Below are 20,907 nucleotides of genomic sequence, written 5' to 3' on the forward strand. Positions count from 1 at the left end.
GATCCACTGTGGCGGACATTCGAGATCAGGGGTTCAGCCCAGGGAGGATGTCCGTCGAAGCGGATCAAGCCCAGATCCTGGGTCTCCACGTAAGCCATGAATCGACCGTTGACGACCCGCGCGGCCCACTCGTCGCCCACCAGAACCAGGAGAAGACCCCATCCGACCTACATTCCCGCAGGTCGGATGGGGTCTCGTGATGTGGAGCCTAGGAGATTCGAACTCCTGACATCTGCCTTGCAAAGGCAGCGCTCTACCAACTGAGCTAAGGCCCCGGGCCACAACGAACGAGGGCAACGCCCAGCACGTCCGTGCCAGGGTCACCTTCGCAGACCAGAGTACCGGGTGACCCCCGCAATCCTGCAAAAGGATAGGGACTCCCCGTGGACGACCACGCTCCGTAAGATGCTCGCAAGGTTCGCAGCAGCGAAGCCGCAGCGATGGGGAGACGCCATGGACGCAGCGCAACAAGAGGCGACGGCAAGAGCCAGAGAGCTTCAACGCAGTTGGTACGGGGAGCCGTTGGGGGCGCTCTTCCGTCGGCTGATCGATGATCTCGGCCTGAACCAGGCCCGGCTGGCCGCTGCTCTCGGGCTCTCCGCCCCGATGCTCTCCCAACTGATGAGCGGCCAGCGGGCCAAGATCGGGAATCCCGCGGTGGTCCAGCGCGTCCAGGCCCTCCAGGAGCTGGCGAGCCAGGTGGCCGACGGCAGCGTCAGCGCGGGCGAGGCCACCGACCGCATGGAGGAGATCAAGAAGTCGCAGGGCGGGTCGGTCCTGACCGCCACCGGCCAGACCACCTCCACCGGCGGCGCTCCCACCGTCCGCCGTGTGGTGCGCGAGATCCAGTCCCTGCTGCGGTCGGTCGCGGCGGCCGGCGACATCATCGATGCCGCGGACGCCCTCGCCCCGACCCACCCGGAGCTGGCAGAGTTCCTCAAGGTGTACGGAGCGGGACGCACCGCGGACGCGGTCGCGCACTACGAGGGGCACCAGAGCTAACGGCTCCGGACCACGACGGACGACGGAGCCAGGGCACGCGCGCACCGTGCGGCGCCCTGGTGCCGACAGGGCACGGGGGCCGGAAACGGGCCGCGGCAGACGCCGCGGCACCACAGGAACGGGGAGCGGGCGCAGCGCAATGGGTGAGGTCTTCGCTGGTCGGTACGAGCTGATCGATCCGATCGGACGGGGTGGGGTCGGCGCCGTCTGGCGCGCCTGGGACCACCGCCGCCGCAGGTACGTCGCGGCCAAGGTGCTCCAGCAGAGCGACGCGCACACGCTGCTGCGCTTCGTCCGCGAACAGGCCCTGCGCATCGAACATCCGCACGTGCTGGCCCCGGCCAGCTGGGCCGCCGACGACGACAAGGTCCTGTTCACCATGGACCTCGTGAGCGGAGGCTCGCTCGCCCATGTCCTGGGTGATTACGGCCCGTTGCCCCCACGCTTCGTCTGCCTGCTGCTGGACCAGCTGCTCTCCGGCCTCTCCACCGTGCACGCCGAAGGGGTGGTGCACCGCGACATCAAGCCCGCCAACATCCTGATGGAGGCGACCGGAACGGGCCGCCCGCATCTGCGCCTCTCCGATTTCGGCATCTCGATGCGCAAGGGTGAACCCCGGCTGACCGAGACCAACTACGTGGTCGGTACGCCCGGCTACTTCGCCCCCGAGCAGATGATGGGCGCCGAGCCCGACTTCCCCGCGGACCTCTTCGCGGTCGGCCTGGTCGCGCTCTACCTCCTCCGGGGCAAGAAGCCCGACTCCCAGGCGCTGGTGGAGCACTTCGCCACGCACGGCACCCCGAGTGCCCCGGACGGCATTCCCGAGCCGCTGTGGCAGGTTCTCGCCGGTCTGCTCCAACCGGACCCGCACGCCCGGTTCCGGACCGCGACGGGGGCCCGCAAGGCCCTGACCGCGGCGGTCGAGATGCTTCCCGAACCCGGCCCGGGCGACGAGCCGGTGGAGGTGTTCGACCAGATCGGTCCGCTGCCGGCCGGGTTCGGCCCCGAGGGGCCCGTGACCGCCCCTCGGCAGCCCGGGGGTCCGGCGGCCGGACCGGCGCGGCCGGCCGTTCCGGTCCCCGGTCAGCAGGCCTCCGAACCACCCCCCACGTCGATGTCGGAGACGGGCAGCTTCCACCTCGCGCCCCCGCCCGGAGCCTCACCCCCACAGCAACAGCCCTACCCTCAGGCGGGGTTCCAGCGGCCTCAGGCCGCACCGGTCACCGCGGACGCGCCGCCCCCGTACGCCGTCGGCGCGCCGGACCTCTCCGGGGCGCCGACCTCCGGCGTGCCGCACGATCCCGTCGCCACCCGCGCCTACACCGCCCAGCAGCGGCCACCGGTACCGGACCCGCCGGTGCAGCAAGCCGCTCGGCGGGGAACGCGTCCGGGACCGCCCCCGAAGGTGGCGGCCGTGGTGCTGGTGGTGGCGCTGATCTGTTTCGCCATCGGGATCTGGGCCCTGACCCAGATCTGACGGTCCCGGCCAACGGCGGTCGCCACCGCGGAGGCGTCGCCGGGCCCGCTACCGGCCCTGCGGCGGCCGGTGGCCCCCGGCGGCCGGCGAGCCGGGGGCCGGGGCCCCGGCGGCGCGTCGGCGGGCCAGCAACGTCCAGACGCCCAGCCCGAGCACCAGCACGCACCCCGCCCCGATGCCGGCCGCGGCGACCACCGTCATCGGGCCGCTCCGCGCGGCCTCGCGGGCGTTCTTCCCCTTCCGGGCCACTTCCCGGTCCTGGTCGGTGACGCCGAAGACCCCGGCGTCGCCCTCGTACGGAGACGTCTCGGCGTCGTTCTTCACCTGGACCGCCAGCTCGAACGGGATCGGCTCGTCGCCGTAGGACTCCTTGAGCTTCGGGCTGAGGGACACCGACAGGTAGTACCAGCCCGCGAAGCGCATGGCGCTGACCTGGGTCGAGGAGTCGAACCGGTTGCGGTAGGCCACCGGCGGCAGCGGCCTCAGGGACGCGGAAGCGGGCCCTCCGGAGTACGAGAGTGTGGCGTCGGAGACATGCCCCTGGGCGGGGTTGTCCAGCGCCAGGGTGAGCGCGTTGCCCACGAAGTCCCTTTTGGCACCTGTGCTGTTGGAGAGCCCGGCGGTGGCGTGGATCTGCTGGCCCCAGTCCACCGGCACCCGGTAGAAGCGGGTCTGCCCCGGGGCGACCGTGTCCTGCCAGCGGCCGTCCTCCAGGCCGGTGGCCTCGGAGTACCCGGCTCCACCGGTCCGCTTCTGCTGTTTCCCGGTCAGCGGCTTCGCCGAGGCCGAGGGCCAGCTCTTCGGCCCGTCGGTCGCCATGGCCGCCCCGCTCCTCAACCGCGGCTCCTGGAGGAAGCGCAACTCCAGGTCCCAGGCACCGGAGTTGGAGGTCTCCTTGCTCTCGCGCTCGACGAGGACGTCGTACTGGCCGCTCTCCTGGCAGCTGGAGCTGCCTTCCTTGATGGTCCGGGAGACGTACGCGGCGATGGGACGCGCGTACTCGCCCGGGCCGAAGTTCGCCCGCTCCGCACCGCACTGGGTGTCGTCGGTCTCCCGGAGACTGACGTTGATGCCGTCGCCGTAGGCGACCTTGCCACTGTCGCCGGGCACCGCGACCGCCGAGACGTAGGCTGCGGAGAGCTCGTCCAGCGTGACCCGGTAGTAGAGCTTCTCGCCCGGCCTGATCGTGCTGCGGTACGGGACGCCCTCGTCGAGTTCGGACGCCTCGACGTTCGCCGTCGCCCCCTGCACGTTCTTCGCGTCGGGGTCGAACGCGTACGCCCCGGGGCCGGCCGCGTGCGCCTGCCCCGGCAGGGCCGCCGCCGCGCACATCGCCGCGAGCACCGCGGCCACCACCCGGCCCCTGTTGCGCTGCCTCTTCACGCGCTTCCCCTCGTCGTCCTCACGCGCCGGTGCCGTCGACCGCCCGGCCGCGATGCCGGTCCATCCTGCCCCGCCCGCACCGCCGGTGTCTCCGGCCACAGCCGCGTTGCCCCCGTTGTCCGGGTTCCTGCCCTCGTCGACACCCCACCGGAGTTCACCAGAGCAATTTATGTATGTGCTCAAGTGAACTCAAGAGGCCAAGAGGTAAGGGCGTCACGGAGATACGGGTGTCACGAGGTACGGGTGTCACGAGGTACGGGTGTCACGCGCGCGCGATAAAGGGCCCGCACGCCGATGAACGGGCCCCGGACAGCACGAAGCCCCAGCCGCTAAGCGACCGGGGCCCGTAACAGACTGTGCCGTCTCACACACCCGAACCTGCGGGCACGGAGTCGGTCGCCTCCGTCCACAGATCCTGCTCGGCGCGATCCGCCTGGATCTGGCGGTACACGAGGAGCCCGCCGATGGCGGCCAGTGCGACCAGGAGAAGCTTCTTCACCGCGCGACCTCGTCTTTCCTTGGCGTAAGGGCCTTCTGTCGCCGACTATACACACCGGCCGATACCGATCGGTGACCTACCCGGGGCCCCGGATCACCCCCTCCACGGCGCCCCGGACGACCTCCCGGCACCCTCTTCCGAACGCCCGCGAGGCCTTGTCCACTCCAGTTGCACCATACGAGTGGTGTTCATCCGAAGATCAGCACAGAGCGGGCGTCGCTCCCCGAAAACGCGGCCCGGATCCACATGATCGGAGAAGTCAGCAACCGGACCGTCCGAAAGCGAGGGGCCATGAGCACCTTCCAGCCCAAGAACCTCTGGACCGCCTTCATCACCGCCTTCTTCGCCCTCCTGGCATCGCTGGGCCTCGCCACCGCCACCGCCACGGCGAGCGCCACGAACGCCGCGGCGCAGCCGAGCGCCGCGCCCCAGGAGCACACGGCAGCCACCGCGGCAACCCCGATCGTCCCCTCGGTCCGATGGACCCTTCCGCGTGACCGGGCCCTTCCGCCCACGATGAAGCAGCGCATCCGCGCCGAGGCCCACGGCTCCTCACCGGCCACCCGGCACCTGTCGCTCGACCCCACGGAGACCGCACGCACGACCGGCCCGGCCGGCTCGCGCTCCTCAGCCCCGGAAGGCGACTCCCCGGCTCCGCCCCCCTGATCCCGATGCCGCCGCACTCCGGGGCCCCTGGTCCGGTTCACACCGGCCGGGGGCCCTTCCCGTACGCCCCGAACCTGTCCCGCGCCCCGGCGGTCCGTCATGGACACGGGGCCCTCTCCGTCTCCGGGGCCACTTCCACTTCCCGTAGTCCCGGGGCCTTCCCCGGACGCCCAAGGCCCTCCCCGTACACCCGGAGCATGTCCGTACGCCCGGCTCCCGGGCCCGATTCGCGCGCGAACCGAGGCGGGACCCAGCCCAGCCGGCCCAGAACCCGGAACCCGGCCCGAGGACTGACCGACCGCACCGACTCCGTCAACGCGAAGACCCCCAGCCACTGATGACTGGGGGTCTTCGTTCTGTGGGGCTAACAGGATTTGAACCTGTGGCCTCATCCTTATCAGGGATGCGCTCTAACCAACTGAGCTATAGCCCCGCCGCGCTGTCGCGCTGACTTCTGAAGATTAGCGCACGTCGGGGCCAGTCCCAAAATCGATACTCGGCGCGCTACTCGTCCTCGGCCAGCGTGAGCTCGACGCCGCCCACGAAGCCCGCCGACAGGTTGTAGATGAACGCGCCCAGCGTCGCCAGCGCGGTGGCCAGCACCACGTCGATCACGGCGATGACCGAGGTGAAGATGAGCACGCGCGGCAGCGACAGGAACGACTGCAGATCGAAGCCGTTGCTCTCGTTCGATCCGGTGGCTTCGCTGATCGTGCCGCCGACGGTCTCGAAGACGCCCATCGCGTCCATGACCATCCACAGCACCGCCGATGCCACCACCGTGCAGATGCCCAGCGCGATCGACAGCAGGAAGCTGACCTTCATCACCGACCACGGGTCGGCCTTGGCCACCCGCAGACGGGCCTTGCGGGTACGCGGAGTGGTCCGCGCCCCCGTGCGCGGCTTACGCGTCGCCTGAGCGCCGCCCACGCCCTGCGCACCGCCCAGCGTGCCGCCGGCCTGTTGTCCGGTGTGCTGCTGGCCGCCCTGAGTACCGCCGCCGGGCGCCTGGTACGCCTGGGGCGGGTGGTACGGCCCCGAAGACCCCGGTGCGGGCTCACGCTCGCCGGGCAGGGGCCCGGTCGCGTAACCCTCGTACTGGGGCTGAGGCCCTCGTGTGTCCGTCACAGTGCCCCCTTGGGAGTCCGTGGCAGAGCCACGGGCACCGTTCGCTCCAGCTCCGGAAGCGGCCGAACCGGCGCCCGTGGCTCCACTCACGATCTACTCCTCGTGCTCCCCGGTCGAAGGCTCCGTGCCCTCGACAGTGCCTTCGCTCACGCCATCGGCGTGAACCCCGGCCGCCTCGCCGTCGACGTCATCGGCCCCATCGACCTCTTCCGCCTCACGACCGGCCTCTGCGTTGCGCGCGATGCCGACGACGGCGTCGCGCTTGCCCAGATTGATCAGTTGGACGCCCATGGTGTCACGGCCCGTCTCCCTGACTTCATTGACTCGCGTACGAATCACACCACCGCCGAGCGTGATGGCGAGAATCTCGTCGGTCTCCTCGACCACCAGCGCACCGACGAGCGATCCCCGGTCCTCCACGATCTTGGCGGCCTTGATGCCGAGGCCGCCGCGACCCTGGACGCGGTACTCGTCGACAGGGGTCCGCTTCGCGTACCCGCCGTCGGTTGCGGTGAACACGAACGTACCGGGCCGGACGACATTCATCGAGAGCAGTTCGTCGCCCTCGCGGAAACTCATCCCCTTGACACCCGAGGTGGCACGGCCCATCGGGCGCAGCGCGTCGTCCGTCGCGGTGAACCTGATCGACTGGGCCTTCTTGCTGATGAGCAGCAGATCGTCCTCGGCCGACACCAGCTCGGCGCCGATCAGCTCGTCGTCGCCGCCGTCCGGCATCTCGCGCAGGTTGATCGCGATGACACCGCCCGAGCGCGGCGAGTCGTAGTCCTTGAGCGCGGTCTTCTTCACCAGACCGCCCTTCGTCGCCAGGATCAGGTACGGCACGGCCTCGTAGTCGCGGATCGCGAGGATCTGGGCGATCTTCTCGTCCGGCTGGAAGGCCAGCAGATTGGCGACGTGCTGGCCGCGCGCGTCCCGGCCGGCGTCCGGGAGCTCGTACGCCTTGGCCCGGTAGACCCGGCCCTTGTTCGTGAAGAACAGCAGCCAGTGGTGCGTCGTCGAGACGAAGAAGTGGTCGACGATGTCGTCTTCCCGCAACTTCGTCCCGCGCACGCCCTTGCCGCCGCGCTTCTGCGATCGGTAGTCGTCCGTCTTCGTGCGCTTCACATAACCGCTGCGGGAGATCGTGACGACGATGTCCTCCTCGGCGATCAGGTCCTCGATGGACATGTCACCGTCGAAGGGAACCAGCTGGGAGCGCCGGTCGTCGCCGAACTTGTCGACGATCGCCGCCAGCTCCTCGCTGACGATGGTGCGCTGCTTGGCGGGCGAGGCCAGGATCGCGTTGTACCCGTTGATCTTCGCCTGGAGCTCGTCGTGCTCGGCGGTGATCTTCTGGTGCTCCAGCGCGGCCAGCCGGCGCAGCTGCATCTCCAGGATCGCGTTCGCCTGGAGCTCGTCGATCTCCAGCAGGCCCATCAGGCCCTCACGGGCGATGTCCACCGTGTTGCTGCGCCGGATGAGGGCGATGACCTCGTCGATGGCGTTCAGGGCCTTGAGGAGGCCACGCAGGATGTGCGCCCGCTCCTCAGCCTTGCGCAGCCGGAACGTCGTCCGCCGGACGATGACCTCGATCTGGTGCGTCACCCAGTGGCGGATGAACGCGTCGATCGACAGCGTGCGCGGCACCCCGTCGACGAGCGCCAGCATGTTCGCGCCGAAGTTCGTCTGGAGGTCGGTGTGCTTGTACAGGTTGTTCAGGACGACCTTGGCGACCGCGTCCCGCTTGAGGACGACGACCAGGCGCTGCCCCGTACGCGAGGAGGTCTCGTCGCGGACGTCGGCGATGCCGCCGACCCTGCCGTCCTTGACCAGGTCGGCGATCTTCTGCGCGAGGTTGTCGGGGTTGGTCTGGTACGGAAGCTCCGTGACGACCAAGCACTGGCGGCCCTGGATCTCCTCGACCGCGACGACCGCGCGCATCGTGATGGAGCCGCGGCCGGTGCGGTACGCCTCCTCGATGCCCTTGCGGCCCACGACCAGTGCGCCGGTGGGGAAGTCGGGTCCCTTGATGCGCTCGATCAGCGCGTCCAGCAGCTCCTCGTGCGAGGCCTCGGGGTGCTCCAGGTACCACTGGGCGCCGGACGCGACCTCGCGGAGGTTGTGCGGCGGGATGTTGGTCGCCATGCCGACCGCGATCCCCGCGGAGCCGTTGACCAGCAGGTTGGGGAAGCGCGCCGGCAGGACCGTCGGCTCCTGGTTGCGGCCGTCGTAGTTGTCCTGGAAGTCGACGGTCTCCTCGTCGATGTCCCGGACCATCTCCATGGACAGCGGCATCATCTTGCACTCGGTGTACCGCATGGCGGCGGCCGGGTCGTTGCCCGGGGAACCGAAGTTGCCGTTGGAGTCCACCAGCGGCATGCGCATCGACCAGTGCTGCGCGAGGCGCACCAAGGCGTCGTAGATGGAGGAGTCGCCGTGCGGGTGGTACGTGCCCATGACGTCGCCGACGACGCGGGCGCACTTGTAGAAGCCCTTCTCGGGGCGGTACCCGCCGTCGTACATCGCGTACAGCACCCGGCGGTGGACGGGCTTGAGGCCGTCCCGTACGTCGGGCAGCGCACGCGAGACGATGACGGACATCGCGTAGTCGAGGTAGGAGCGCTGCATCTCCGTCTCGAGCCCGACGGGCTCGACACGCATGCCCACACCGGGGACGGTCTCTTCCTCGGGCAGCACGGGTTCAGGTGTCACAGGGGTGTTCTCGTCGGCCATTGCTGGTCAAAGTCCTTTCGAGCTGCGGCGTCGCTGGTACGGCCGACTCAGATGTCGAGGAAGCGGACGTCCTTGGCGTTGCGCTGGATGAACGAGCGCCGTGCCTCGACGTCCTCACCCATGAGCACCGAGAACAGGTCGTCGGCCTGCGCCGCGTCGTCCAGCGTGACCTGGCCGAGAACCCGGTGGTCGACGTCCATGGTCGTGACGCGCAGCTCTTCGGCGTTCATCTCACCGAGGCCCTTGAAGCGCTGGATCGAGTCTTCCTTGATCCGCTTGCCGTTCTGCTTGCCGAGCGCCACCAAGGCATCGCGCTCCCGGTCCGAGTAGGCGTACTCGAAGTCGTCCCGGCCCCACTTGATCTTGTAGAGCGGCGGGCGCGAGAGGTAGACGTGCCCGGCCTCCACCAGCGGCCGCATGAAGCGGAAGAGGAACGTCAGCAGGAGGGTGTTGATGTGCTGACCGTCGACGTCGGCGTCCGCCATCAGAATGATCTTGTGATAGCGGAGCTTCTCGATGTCGAAGTCCTCGTGGACCCCGGTGCCGAACGCCGAGATCAGCGCCTGGACCTCGGTGTTCTGGAGGATCTTGTCGATCCGGGCCTTCTCGACGTTCAGGATCTTGCCGCGGATGGGCAGGATCGCCTGGTACATCGGGTTACGGCCGGACTTCGCCGAACCGCCGGCGGAGTCACCCTCGACGATGAAGATCTCGCACTTGGTGGGGTCGTTCGACTGGCAGTCGCTGAGCTTGCCCGGCAGCGAGGCACTCTCCAGGAGCCCCTTGCGGCGGGTCAGATCGCGCGCCTTGCGGGCCGCCACACGGGCGGTCGAGGCGGCGATGCCCTTGCGGATGATGTCGGCGGCCTCGTTGGGATTGCGGTCGAACCAGTCCGTCAGCTGCTCGTGGACGACCTTCTGCACGAAGGTCTTGGCCTCCGTGTTGCCCAGCTTGGTCTTCGTCTGGCCCTCGAACTGCGGCTCGCCCAGCTTCACCGAGATGATCGCGGTGAGGCCCTCGCGGACGTCCTCGCCGGTGAGGTTGTCGTCCTTCTCGCGGAGCAGCTTCTTGTCGCGCGCGTACCGGTTGACCAGCGAGGTCATCGCCGCACGGAAGCCCTCCTCGTGCGTACCGCCCTCGTGCGTGTGGATCGCGTTGGCGAAGGAGTAGACGCCTTCGGTGTACTGCGTGTTCCACTGCATGGCGATCTCGGCCGAGAGGAGACGGTCCTTGTCCTCTGCCTCGATGTCGATCACCGACTGGTGAATGACGTCGCCCTTGCGGGAGTTGAGGTACTTCACGAAATCGACGATGCCGTTTTCGTAGTGGTACGTGACCGTGCGGACGGTCTCCTGATCGGCGGGCTCGACCGCGTCCGCGCTGTCCGCGCCCGCCGTCGCCTTCGCCGACTCCCGCTCGTCGGTGAGCTTGAGGGTGAGGCCCTTGTTGAGGAACGCCATCTCCTGGAAGCGGCGCGAGAGGGTCTCGAAGCTGTACTCGGTGGTCTCGAAGATGTCCCCGTCGGCCCAGAAGGTGACCGTCGTACCGGTCTCCTCGGTGGCCTCGTGCTGGGCCAGCGGGGCGGTCGGGACGCCGAGCTTGTAGTCCTGGGTCCAGCGGTGGCCGTCGGTCTTGACCTCGACGGCCACCCGGGTGGACAGGGCGTTGACGACGGAGACGCCGACGCCGTGCAGACCACCGGAGACGGCGTAGCCGCCACCGCCGAACTTGCCGCCCGCGTGCAGGACGGTCAGCACGACCTCGACGGCCGGCTTTCCTTCGGACGGCACGATGCCGACCGGGATGCCCCGGCCGTTGTCGATCACACGCACCCCGCCGTCGGCGAGGATCGTGACGTCGATGGTGTCCGCGTGGCCCGCCATCGCCTCGTCGACCGAGTTGTCGACGACCTCCTGCACGAGGTGGTGCAGGCCGCGCTCACCGGTCGAGCCGATGTACATGCCAGGCCGCTTGCGGACCGCGTCCAGCCCTTCCAGCACGGTGATCGCGCTGGCGTCGTACGAGGCGGCGACCTCGCCGTGCTCACCGACTGTGGACGGAATGTTCTCGTTGGGGTTGCCGGAATCGGCCACGAAGCGCCCTTTCTGGCACAGCACAGGCCGTTCTCCGGACAGGCGGGAGCGGCTGCGTCGTTCGGCTTGTATCGACGACTCCCGCCTCAGCGGCGGGATTACTCACCAGTCTACCGGTAGCACTGACATGAATGGGGGTTTGCCGGTACCTGAGTACGCATGTGCCGCCCTGGATGAGCGGCTGACGACTCCCCATATTCGGGAAGGGGCTCCAAGAGGCCCTGACGGGCTTTGAGCGCTTCGGCCTGTCAACCTCTCGCTACGGTGAGGGACGCTCCGGCCGTACCACCCGGTTTTCTCTCGCGTGAACCCAGACGAACCCACCCATACAACCGCCTGGTACACGACAACTTTACGCCAAAAGTGCAGCTCAGCGCGGTGAACGGCCATCCGTGCGGAAGCGGCGGGAAGGAACGGGAAACCCGACCGCGGGCGTACGGCGGCGCAGTCCCTCCCACCGACGGCCCGGACCCTCACCCGTAGGTGTCGCCCGGACCCTTGCTGCCGGGCGCCCGCAACGGCCCGAACCGGCGCTCCGGGCCCCCGGGCCCCACCACCTTGATCATCCGTACGGTGCCCTGTCCCAGATCCGCGTTCAGCCGGGCCACCAGCTGCGGAGCCAGCAGCCGCAGCTGCGTCGCCCACGCCGTCGAGTCGCAGCTCACGGTCAGCACCCGGGCGTCCGAATCGTCGTCGTACCGCAGGGGAACACAGTGGTTCGCCAGATCGTCGCCGACGATCTCCGGCCACCGCCCCATCACCCCGCCGACCACCGCGGGCGTCTCCCAGCCCCGCTCGGTGATCAGCCGGTTGATCGCGGAGCCCAGTGGCTGCGGATCCCGGCCGTCCGACCGGGCACCCGAGCGCAGCCCGCCGCCCCGCCGCGCCTGCTTCTTCTGTTGCGCCGCCGCACCCCGCGCCCTGGCCTGCTCCTTCGCCGCCCGCAACGCGACCCGGGCGAGATCGACGCCGGTCACCTCTGGCGGTTTCGACGCCCCTGAAGGTGCCCCGGAGGAAGTCCCGGACGCATTCCCGGAAACGGCCGGATCCGGCAGGGACTCTCCCAGCCCACCGGGACCGCCCGCCCGGCCCGCGCCCGTAGCTTTCGCGCGAGCCGCTCCCGCCCCGCCCGCGCGGGAGGCCGCCCCCCGCCGGCCCCCCGCGCTCTCACCCCGGCCCCTCATACCCGCTCCACCTCGCCCGCGGTCACCGCGTACCGCGCCCCCGCCAGCACACCGGGGACGTCCTCCGCCACCGCGGCCGTCACGAGCACCTGCTCGCCCGGAGCCACCAGCTCCGCCAGCCGCTCCCGGCGACGGGAGTCCAGCTCGGCGAAGACATCGTCCAGCACCAGCACCGGCTCATTGCCCTCGGCGCGCAGCAGCTCGTACGAGGCCAGCCGCAGCGCCAGCGCGTAACTCCAGGACTCGCCGTGACTCGCGTACCCCTTCGCGGGCATCCCCCGGAGACCGAGCACCAGATCGTCGCGGTGCGGGCCGACGAGGGTCACCCCCCGCTCGATCTCCTGCTTGCGGACGCCCACGAGCGCCGCGATCAGCTGCTCGTACAGCTCCTCGCGGGTGCGCCCGGGGCCGGTGTCCTCGCCGACCGAGCTGCGGTACTCCAACGCCACCGGACCGCCGCCCGGCGCGACGTCCTCGTACGCCTTGTCGGCCAGCGGCTGGAGCGTGGCGATCAGGTCGAGGCGCTGCGCGAGCAGCTCGGCGCCCACCTGGCCCAGGTGCTGGTCCCAGACATCGAGGGTGGACAGATCCATCGAGCGGCCGCCGTGCCGCCGTGCCATCGCCGCGGACTTCAGGAGGGTGTTGCGCTGCTTGAGCACCCGCTCGTAGTCGGAGCGGACCCCGGCCATCCGGGGCGAACGCGCCGTGATCAGCTCGTCCAGGAACCGCCGCCGCTCACCGGGGTCGCCCTTGACCAGGGCCAGATCCTCCGGCGCGAACAGCACGGTCCGTACGATCCCGACCACGTCACGCGGTCTGACCTGCGAGGACCTGTTGATACGAGCCCGGTTGGCGCGGCCCGGGTTCAGCTCCAGCTCGATCAGCTGGGATCGCTCGCCCTGGGTGACCGCCGCACGGATCACCGCCCGCTCCGCGCCCATCCGCACCAGCGGGGCGTCCGAGGAGACCCGGTGGCTGCCGAGGGTGGCGAGATAGCCGACGGCCTCGACGAGATTGGTCTTGCCCTGCCCGTTGGGCCCCACGAACACGGTGACGCCCGGGTCGAGAGGCACCTCGACCCGGGCGTACGAGCGGAAGTCGGCCAGCGAGAGATGGGTGACATGCATGTGCGCCGACCTCCCGGGCCTTGCCGTTCCGCTCTGTTCCGCTGTGTGGTGCTGTGGTGCGTGTGCGTGCTGCCGCGCTTCCCGCGGCGGGGCTACTTCTTGTTCTCGACCGCGTGTCCGCCGAACTGGTTGCGCAGCGCGGCGATCATCTTCATCTGCGGCGAGTCGTCCTGGCGCGAGGCGAACCGCGCGAACAGCGACGCCGTGATCGCGGGCAGCGGCACCGCGTTGTCGATCGCGGCCTCCACCGTCCAGCGGCCCTCGCCCGAGTCGGCGGCGAAGCCCCGGAGCTTGTCCAGGTGCTCGTCGTCGTCGAGCGCGTTGACCGCGAGGTCGAGCAGCCAGGAACGGATGACCGTGCCCTCCTGCCAGGAGCGGAAGACCTCGCGCACATCAGTGACGGAGTCGACCTTCTCCAGCAGCTCCCAGCCCTCGGCGTAGGCCTGCATCATGGCGTACTCGATGCCGTTGTGGACCATCTTCGCGAAGTGGCCGGCGCCGACCTTGCCCGCGTGGACGGAGCCGAAGTCGCCCTCGGGCTTCAGCGCGTCGAAGATCGGCTGGACCCTCGCCACGTTCTCCTCGGTGCCGCCGTACATCAGGGCGTAGCCGTTCTCCAGGCCCCAGACGCCGCCGGAGACGCCGCAGTCCACGAACCCGATGTCCTTGATGCCCAGCTCGACGGCGTGCTTCTCGTCGTCGGTCCACCGCGAGTTCCCGCCGTCGACGACGACGTCGCCGGGCGAGAGCAGATCGGCGAGCTCATCGATCGTGGACTGGGTCGCGGCACCGGCCGGGACCATGACCCAGATGACCCGCGGGCCCTTCAGCTTGCCCACAAGCTCTTCGAGACTGTGGACATCGGCGACATCCGGGTTGCGGTCGTAACCGATGACGGTGTGGCCTGCGCGGCGGATGCGCTCGCGCATGTTGCCGCCCATCTTGCCGAGGCCGACGAGACCGAGCTCCATCAGAGATTCCTTAAGCGTCGTGGCGATAAGCGTCGGGGCGTTTGCGCCCAGGACCGAGCCTACGCCCGGCCGGGAACAGCGCGGCGGGCCCGCTCCGCGCCGAGCGGGCCCGCCGGAAACTGCCGCGGGAACGTCCCCCGATCGGCCGGGGGACGTTCGGATCAGCCGGGATCAGCCGGAGAGGCGCACCGGCATGATCAGGTACTTGTACGCGTCGTTCGCCTCGGCGTCGACGGCCGGGCGGCCGCTGAGCAGGGCGGGCTTGGTGGACGTGGTGAACGAGAGCTGGGCGACCGGTGAGTCGATCGCGCTCAGACCGTCCAGCAGGAACGTCGGGTTGAAGGCGATCGAGATGTCGTCGCCCTCCAGCACCGCGTCGACGCGCTCCACAGCCTGTGCGTCGTCACTGGAGCCGGCTTCCAGGATGAGGACGCCCTGCTCGAAGCTGAGCCGCACGGGGGTGTTGCGCTCGGCGACCAGGGCCACACGCTTGACGGCCTCGACGAAGGGGGCCGTCTCGATCACCGCGACGGAGTTGAACTCGGTCGGGAAGAGCGTGCGGTACTTCGGCAGGTCGCCCTCGAGCAGCCGGGTGGTCGTACGGCGTCCGGCGCCCTCGAAGCCGATCAGGCCCTCGCCCGCGCCGGAGCCGGAGAGCGCCAGGGTGACCGTGTCGCCACTGGTGAGTGCCTTGGCGGTGTCCAGGAGGGTCTTGGCGGGCACCAGGGCGACCGCCGAGGCGTCGGCGTTCTCCGGCTTCCACAGAAACTCGCGGACCGCGAAGCGGTAGCGGTCGGTCGAGGCGAGGGTGACCTTGTCGCCCTCGATCTCGATCCGCACACCGGTCAGCACCGGCAACGTGTCGTCGCGGCCCGCGGCGATGGCGACCTGGGCGGCGGCCGAGGCGAAGACCTCACCGGGGACGGTGCCCGTGGCGGTCGGCATCTGCGGCAGCGCGGGGTACTCCTCCACAGGCAGTGTGTGGAGGGTGAAACGGGAGGAGCCGCAGACGACCGTGGCCCGCACACCGTCGGTGGAGATCTCCACCGGGCGGTTGGGCAGGGCGCGGCAGATGTCGGCGAGCAGCCGGCCGGAGACGAGCACCGTGCCGTCCTCGTCGATCTCCGCGTCCACGGAGACCCTGGCGGAGACCTCGTAGTCGAAGCTGGAGAAGCTGAGAGCTCCGTCCTCGGCCTTCAGCAGAAGGCCTGCGAGAACGGGCGCCGGCGGACGGGCCGGGAGGCTGCGGGCCACCCAGGCCACCGCCTCCGCGAGTACATCGCGCTCCACCCGGATCTTCACCGGAACCGCCTCCTGCTGTTGCTCGCTCGCCCTGCTGGCCTTCGTCGTCTGGACCGGAGCTCCCTGCCGAGGGCTGGGGAGGCTCCGGGGTCCAGTCTGACGTACGGCACCGACAGTCGTTGCTGCTCGGGGTCAAGTCGGGCCAAGAGCTCCGCGGCGGTCGACGGTCGAGTTGTACACAGGCCCCACTTCGAAGCTGATTCCTGGCTAACTCTGGGTAGTAGTAGTAGTAGGCCTTGTGGATACCGTGGATAACGTCGTTTGCGCAGGTCAGCGACTGTTTTTTGTCCACCGGTCCTGTGGGTGGCGCCCGTGGACAACCGGGGCTTTCTGTGGACGGGCGAAAGTTCTGCACACCCGATGCACAGGAGGGGGCCACTTCTCCCCAGGCCTGTCCCCAGCTTTACCCATGTTCCCCACAGCCCAACCGACCACCTTGGTGTGACGCCTTTCACTCCGGGCGGTGAGAGCGTGTGTTGCGTTGCCGAACAGTGGACAGAGGTGTGGAGAAGCCGGAAGAAGCTGGGGACAACAGGGCTCAGCCTGTGGGTTGCCGGTGGACAACATCGACGACCTCCTGTGGACGAAAATTCTGTCCACAGGCTGTGGATGACGGTTGACCACAAATCCCCAGCCACATGACCTGGCCTGATGGAGTATCGGCAGCCCGCCCTGTGGACGCAATATGGACAACTTCCCAGTCCCCAGGCTGTGGACGGAAGATTTCTCCCACATCTGTGGAGAAGTGCCTCTGAGCAGCCTGTATTCGAACAGCGCGGGTCCCACGGGACACCCGTCGCGGGCACCGGAAGGCCCGATGGAGGCTCCGGACGGCCTGTTGCGAGGCTCCGGAGGGCCTGTTGCGAGGCCCTGGGAACGCGAAAAAGCGCCTGCCGCGGACCATGGAGGTCCGTGACAGGCGCTCCGGGAGAAGCCCGGGAAGCCGACGTCAGCCGTTCTTGATGCGGTTGGTCAGTTCGGTGACCTGGTTGTAGATGGAGCGGCGTTCCGCCATCAGGGCGCGGATCTTCCGGTCCGCGTGCATCACCGTCGTGTGGTCGCGGCCGCCGAACTGCGCACCGATCTTCGGCAGCGAGAGATCGGTCAGCTCACGGCACAGATACATGGCGATCTGGCGCGCCGTCACCAGGACCCGGCTGCGCGAGGATCCGCACAGGTCGTCCACGGTGAGGCCGAAGTAGTCCGCGGTCGCCGCCATGATGGCCGGTGCCGTGATCTCCGGCGCCGATTCCTCGCCGCCCGGGATCAGGTCCTTCAGGACGATCTCGGTCAGTCCGAGGTCCACCGGCTGCCGGTTCAGCGAGGCGAAGGCGGTCACCCGGATCAGCGCGCCCTCCAGCTCACGGATGTTGCGCGAGATCCGTGAGGCGATGAACTCCAGGACCTCCGGCGGGGCGTTGAGCCGTTCCTGCACCGCCTTCTTCCTGAGGATCGCGATCCGGGTCTCCAGCTCGGGCGGCTGGACGTCGGTCGTCAGACCCCACTCGAAGCGGTTGCGCAGCCGGTCCTCCAGCGTCACCAGCTGCTTGGGCGGCCGGTCCGAGGAGAGCACGATCTGCTTGTTCGCGTTGTGCAGCGTATTGAAGGTGTGGAAGAACTCCTCCTGCGTCGACTCCTTGCTCGCCAGGAACTGGATGTCGTCGACCAGCAGGATGTCCACGTCGCGGTAGCGCTTGCGGAAGGTGTCGCCCTTGCCGTCGCGGATCGAGTTGATGAACTCGTTGGTGAACTCCTCCGAGCTCACGTACCGCACCCGGGTCCCCGGGTAGAGGCTCCGCGCGTAGTGCCCGATGGCGTGCAGCAGGTGGGTCTTGCCGAGCCCCGACTCCCCGTAGATGAAGAGGGGGTTGTACGCCTTCGCGGGCGCCTCGGCGACGGCGACGGCCGCGGCGTGCGCGAACCGGTTGGACGCCCCGATGACGAAGGTGTCGAAGAGGTACTTCGGGTTCAGCCGGGCGTGCGGTTCGCCGGGGCCCGGCGCGGGGGCCGGCTGGGCTCCCATCGGGCCGGGGACCGGGCCGCCGGTCCGGCCGGGACCGTGACCGCCCTGGCGGAGCCCCGGCTGCTGGTCCTGGCGGTCGGGCCGCTGCTGCTCGTACCCCTGGTGCTCGGAAGGCTGCGAACGGTAGTCGTGCTGCTGGGGGCGCCCGGTGCCGTACGGCTCGCGCCACTGCTCCGGGGGCTGCTCCCGGTACTGCTGCTCGTTCTCCCGGTAGGACTCCGCGTCGCGGTACGGCTCGCCGGAAGGCTGCTCGCGGTCCTGGTAGCCGCCGTGCCGCGGCTGCTGCCAGGAGAGGTCCTCCTGGGTCCGCGGCCAGGCACCGGGCTCCGGACGCTGCTGCTGGTAGTCGGGGTAGGCCGGCCGGGCCGTCGGCATGCCGTCGTCGGAGGGCCGGTGGCCGTATCCGTCGTAGGAGTCGCCCCGCGGAGCGTCGTCGCGCGGCTGCGCCGGGTAGCGGTGGCCCTGATGCGACTGGTGCATCGGGGGCGCCGGCGGGGAGGGCGGTTCGCCCGCGGAGTCGTCGACGGTGATCGCGATCCGGATGGGGCGCCCGCACTCGCGGGTCAGCGTCTCGCTGATGAGCGGTGCGAGCCGGCCCTCCAGGACGCGCTTGCCCCATTCATTGGGGACGGCCAGCAGCGCGGTGTCGGCGACGAGTGCCAGGGGCTGGCAGCGCTCGATCCACTGCTTGTCCTTCGGCTCGATGCCCTGCTGACCCTCCCCGAGGAGTTGCTCAAGCACTCGCGGCCACACTGCGGCAAGATCGGCAGGTACGTCAGCCACAAGGCACGCTCTCTCGCTTGTCCCACGAATGTGTGGTTCTCGGGACGGGATGGGTCGGGTCGGGTGAGGCCCGGCAGTCGGGAAGGAAAGGAACCGGAGTTCAGCCACGGTAGTCAGGCCGACCCGCGTGGTTCAAGTTGTTGTCCACAGGCTGTGCACAATGACGGGCCGCGCGAGGCCGGTTTGACCGGATGGCGTAGCCGCGCGTACCGTGACCAGGTCGAGTTGTCGATGGCTGCTGCCGCCTGCCTCCGATGGGCAAAGATCACGATCTGTGATTGTGAAGCGGTGCACTAAGGCGTTTACGCGAGTTCCTCGTGGGCGCACGGTGACAGCCAGGCGATGTCCCGCCAACACACGAATCATTTCTGGAGCCCCCGAGTGAGCAAGCGCACCTTCCAGCCGAACAACCGTCGTCGCGCCAAGACCCATGGCTTCCGACTGCGTATGCGTACCCGTGCCGGCCGTGCGATTCTCGCGAACCGCCGTGGCAAGGGCCGCAGCAGCCTGTCCGCCTGATCGCCAACAGGTCCATGACGTGCTGCCTACCGAGAATCGGCTGAGGCGGCGCGAGGACTTCGCGACCGCGGTACGACGAGGACGTCGAGCCGGACGTCCACTGCTCGTCGTCCATCTACGCAGCGGTGATATGGACCCGCACGTGACGGGGGAGACAGTTCCCCCGCCGCGTGCGGGTTTCGTTGTCAGCAAGGCCGTGGGGGGCGCAGTCGTCCGTACCGCGGTGAAGCGGAAGCTTCGCCACCTGGTCCGCGACCGGCTGGCTCAGCTGCCCCCCGGTAGCCTTGTTGTCGTACGGGCGCTGCCCGGTGCGGGCGACGCCGACCATGCACAGCTGGCCCGAGACCTGGACGCCGCCCTTCAGCGGCTGTTGGGAGGGGGCGCGCGATGAAGTACCCGCTGCTTGCTCTCATCAAGCTGTACCAGTGGACGATCAGTCCACTCCTCGGGCCTGTCTGCCGTTATTACCCGTCGTGTTCCCACTATGGATATACGTCGATCGACAGGCACGGTGCCATCAAGGGAACAGCGCTGACAGCCTGGCGCATCCTGCGGTGCAATCCGTGGTCGCCCGGCGGTGTGGATCATGTTCCGCCACGCAAGCGTCCGCGGTGGCACGAGTTGCTGCGCAACGCCCTGCGCGGCAAAAAGGGCGGGGAGTCCGCCGCTGATGTGCCGTCCGGGGGGTCGGTCTCCGAACCTCCGAGCCCGGCCGGAGAGACCTCGCCCAATGCTCAAGGAGCCTGATTAGTGGACACGATTGCCAGTCTGTTCAGCTTTATCACCACACCCGTCTCATGGGTCATCGTTCAGTTCCACAAGGTCTACGGGGCGCTCTTCGGCGACGACTCCGGCTGGGCCTGGGGTCTGTCGATCGTGTCCCTGGTGGTGCTGATCCGGATCTGCCTGATTCCGCTCTTCGTGAAGCAGATCAAGTCGACCCGCAACATGCAGGTGCTCCAGCCGAAGATGAAGGTGATCCAGGAGCGCTACAAGAACGACAAGCAGCGTCAGTCCGAAGAGATGATGAAGCTGTACAAGGAGACGGGCACCAACCCGCTCTCCTCGTGCCTTCCCATCCTGGCGCAGTCCCCGTTCTTCTTCGCCCTGTATCACGTGCTGTCGTCCATCGCCTCGGGCAAGAAGATCGGGGCGATCAACCAGGACCTGCTGGACAGCGCGCGTGAGGCGCACATCTTCGGCGCCCCGCTCGCGGCGAAGTTCACCGACAGCGTCGAGAAGGTCACCTCGCTCGACGCCTCCCTGATGGATGTCCGGATCGTCACCGCGATCATGATCGTGCTGATGTCGGCCTCGCAGTTCTTCACCCAGCGCCAGCTGATGACGAAGAACGTCGACCTGACGGTGAAGACCCCGTACATGCAACAGCAGAAGATGCTGATGTACATCTTCCCGGTCATCTTCGCCGTGATGGGCATCAACTTCCCCGTCGGTGTCCTCGTCTACTGGCTGACCACGAACGTCTGGACCATGGGTCAGCAGATGTACGTGATCAACCAGAACCCGACGCCGGGCAGCAAGGCGCAGGACGCCTACCTCCAGCGGGTTCTCAAGAGCGTGACCGCCCATGAGCAGGTGCGCGGCCGCACCCGGCGCAACACCGTCAAGGCCATTGTCGCCAAGGGTCCCGACCGCAACGACATCGAGCGCAAGTTCATCACCGGCCTCGGCAAGCTGGGTCTCGCGGCCCAGGACGACGGCACGGTGCAGAAGAGCGAGACCGCCGCCGTCGATGCCGAGGGCAGCCAGGCGCACAAGCGCCAGCAGCCCAAGCGCCAGACCAAGGCCAAGCGCCAGACGGCCGGTGCCACGGCCGGTGGAGCCAAGGACTCGGAGCCTTCGGAAGGCGACTCCAAGACCTCGCTCGAGAAGAAGGACGCACCGCAGGACGACCAGCCGAAGTCGGCGGGCAAGCCCGCCTCCGGCTCCTCACGCCAAGCCAAGTCCGGACAGCGCAAGGGCCCGCAACGGCCCAAGCACCCGTCCAAGAAGTAAG

The 20,907-nt window shown here is 68.8% G+C and carries 17 protein-coding genes and 2 tRNA genes; 7 read left to right on the forward strand and 12 right to left on the reverse strand.

Features of this window, described 5'->3' with window-relative positions; genetic code table 11:
• Nucleotides 1-202: 202 nt before the first annotated feature.
• Nucleotides 203-275, reverse strand: a tRNA-Ala gene (locus ACZ60Q_RS07750).
• 178 nt (nt 276-453) lie between these two features.
• On the opposite strand from ACZ60Q_RS07750, the gene ACZ60Q_RS07755 reads away from it, so the two are divergent.
• Nucleotides 454-1,002, forward strand: coding sequence for a DNA-binding protein (locus ACZ60Q_RS07755; protein WP_469629925.1), 549 nt, complete (start codon nt 454-456; stop codon nt 1,000-1,002).
• 139 nt (nt 1,003-1,141) lie between these two features.
• Nucleotides 1,142-2,479 carry a serine/threonine protein kinase gene (locus ACZ60Q_RS07760; protein ID WP_469629927.1) on the forward strand — a complete coding sequence of 446 codons (1,338 nt, stop codon included), beginning with the start codon at nt 1,142-1,144 and terminating at the stop codon, nt 2,477-2,479.
• A 48-nt stretch (nt 2,480-2,527) separates the two neighbouring features.
• Here ACZ60Q_RS07760 and ACZ60Q_RS07765 read toward each other — a convergent pair whose 3' ends face one another.
• Nucleotides 2,528-3,862, reverse strand: a complete 1,335-nt coding sequence (locus tag ACZ60Q_RS07765) for a hypothetical protein (protein ID WP_469631240.1) — start codon at nt 3,860-3,862, stop codon at nt 2,528-2,530.
• 364 nt (nt 3,863-4,226) lie between these two features.
• Nucleotides 4,227-4,361 carry a DLW-39 family protein gene (locus ACZ60Q_RS07770; RefSeq protein WP_003958712.1) on the reverse strand — a complete coding sequence of 45 codons (135 nt, stop codon included), beginning with the start codon at nt 4,359-4,361 and terminating at the stop codon, nt 4,227-4,229.
• Nucleotides 4,362-4,652: 291 nt separating this feature from the next.
• Between ACZ60Q_RS07770 and ACZ60Q_RS07775 the strand changes: the two genes are divergently transcribed.
• A complete protein-coding gene (locus ACZ60Q_RS07775) occupies nt 4,653-5,027 on the forward strand; it encodes a DUF6344 domain-containing protein (RefSeq protein WP_469629929.1) in 375 nt (124 codons plus the stop codon).
• Nucleotides 5,028-5,386: 359 nt separating this feature from the next.
• Here the strand turns inward: ACZ60Q_RS07775 and ACZ60Q_RS07780 are convergent.
• The 9 genes from ACZ60Q_RS07780 to dnaA form a co-directional block, all read right to left on the reverse strand.
• Nucleotides 5,387-5,460 (reverse strand) — tRNA-Ile (locus tag ACZ60Q_RS07780).
• Between the two features lie 71 nt (nt 5,461-5,531).
• Nucleotides 5,532-6,155, reverse strand: a complete 624-nt coding sequence (locus ACZ60Q_RS07785; protein ID WP_469629932.1) for a DUF3566 domain-containing protein — start codon at nt 6,153-6,155, stop codon at nt 5,532-5,534.
• 93 nt (nt 6,156-6,248) lie between these two features.
• Nucleotides 6,249-8,888 carry a DNA gyrase subunit A gene (gene gyrA, locus ACZ60Q_RS07790; protein WP_469629933.1) on the reverse strand — a complete coding sequence of 880 codons (2,640 nt, stop codon included), beginning with the start codon at nt 8,886-8,888 and terminating at the stop codon, nt 6,249-6,251.
• Between the two features lie 47 nt (nt 8,889-8,935).
• Nucleotides 8,936-11,005, reverse strand: a complete 2,070-nt coding sequence (gene gyrB / locus ACZ60Q_RS07795) for a DNA topoisomerase (ATP-hydrolyzing) subunit B (protein ID WP_469629935.1) — start codon at nt 11,003-11,005, stop codon at nt 8,936-8,938.
• 449 nt (nt 11,006-11,454) lie between these two features.
• On the reverse strand, nt 11,455-11,958 hold the full coding sequence (locus tag ACZ60Q_RS07800) for a DciA family protein (protein WP_469629938.1): 504 nt from the start codon (nt 11,956-11,958) through the stop codon (nt 11,455-11,457).
• Nucleotides 11,959-12,161: 203 nt separating this feature from the next.
• Nucleotides 12,162-13,292 (reverse strand): DNA replication/repair protein RecF, encoded by a 1,131-nt coding sequence (gene recF / locus ACZ60Q_RS07805; RefSeq protein ID WP_469629941.1) that lies wholly within the window; start codon nt 13,290-13,292, stop codon nt 12,162-12,164.
• A 92-nt stretch (nt 13,293-13,384) separates the two neighbouring features.
• Nucleotides 13,385-14,263: a phosphogluconate dehydrogenase (NAD(+)-dependent, decarboxylating) gene (gene gnd, locus ACZ60Q_RS07810; protein WP_007447373.1), complete on the reverse strand. Its 879-nt coding sequence runs from the start codon at nt 14,261-14,263 to the stop codon at nt 13,385-13,387.
• Between the two features lie 171 nt (nt 14,264-14,434).
• Nucleotides 14,435-15,565, reverse strand: coding sequence for a DNA polymerase III subunit beta (dnaN, locus tag ACZ60Q_RS07815; protein WP_469629944.1), 1,131 nt, complete (start codon nt 15,563-15,565; stop codon nt 14,435-14,437).
• A gap of 949 nt (nt 15,566-16,514) precedes the next feature.
• A complete protein-coding gene (gene dnaA / locus ACZ60Q_RS07820) occupies nt 16,515-18,371 on the reverse strand; it encodes a chromosomal replication initiator protein DnaA (RefSeq protein ID WP_469629947.1) in 1,857 nt (618 codons plus the stop codon).
• Between the two features lie 381 nt (nt 18,372-18,752).
• Here dnaA and rpmH point away from each other — a divergent pair, with 381 nt between their 5' ends.
• Genes rpmH through yidC form a run of 4 tightly spaced genes read left to right on the forward strand, consistent with a single transcriptional unit; the run spans nt 18,753 to nt 20,906 of the window.
• On the forward strand, nt 18,753-18,890 hold the full coding sequence (gene rpmH / locus ACZ60Q_RS07825) for a 50S ribosomal protein L34 (RefSeq protein ID WP_003967884.1): 138 nt from the start codon (nt 18,753-18,755) through the stop codon (nt 18,888-18,890).
• A 19-nt stretch (nt 18,891-18,909) separates the two neighbouring features.
• Complete coding sequence (gene rnpA, locus ACZ60Q_RS07830; RefSeq protein WP_469629949.1) at nt 18,910-19,281, forward strand: ribonuclease P protein component; 372 nt, start codon at nt 18,910-18,912, stop codon at nt 19,279-19,281.
• The gene (yidD, locus tag ACZ60Q_RS07835; protein WP_469629952.1) at nt 19,278-19,637 is read left to right on the forward strand and encodes a membrane protein insertion efficiency factor YidD; all 360 of its coding nucleotides are present in this window, start codon (nt 19,278-19,280) and stop codon (nt 19,635-19,637) included. The genes rnpA and yidD overlap by 4 nt, the downstream gene beginning before the upstream one ends.
• 3 nt (nt 19,638-19,640) lie before the next feature.
• On the forward strand, nt 19,641-20,906 hold the full coding sequence (gene yidC, locus ACZ60Q_RS07840; protein ID WP_469629955.1) for a membrane protein insertase YidC: 1,266 nt from the start codon (nt 19,641-19,643) through the stop codon (nt 20,904-20,906).
• The last annotated feature ends 1 nt before the right edge of the window (nt 20,907 follow it).

Source organism: Streptomyces sp. NPDC104313 (genome assembly GCF_055583985.1).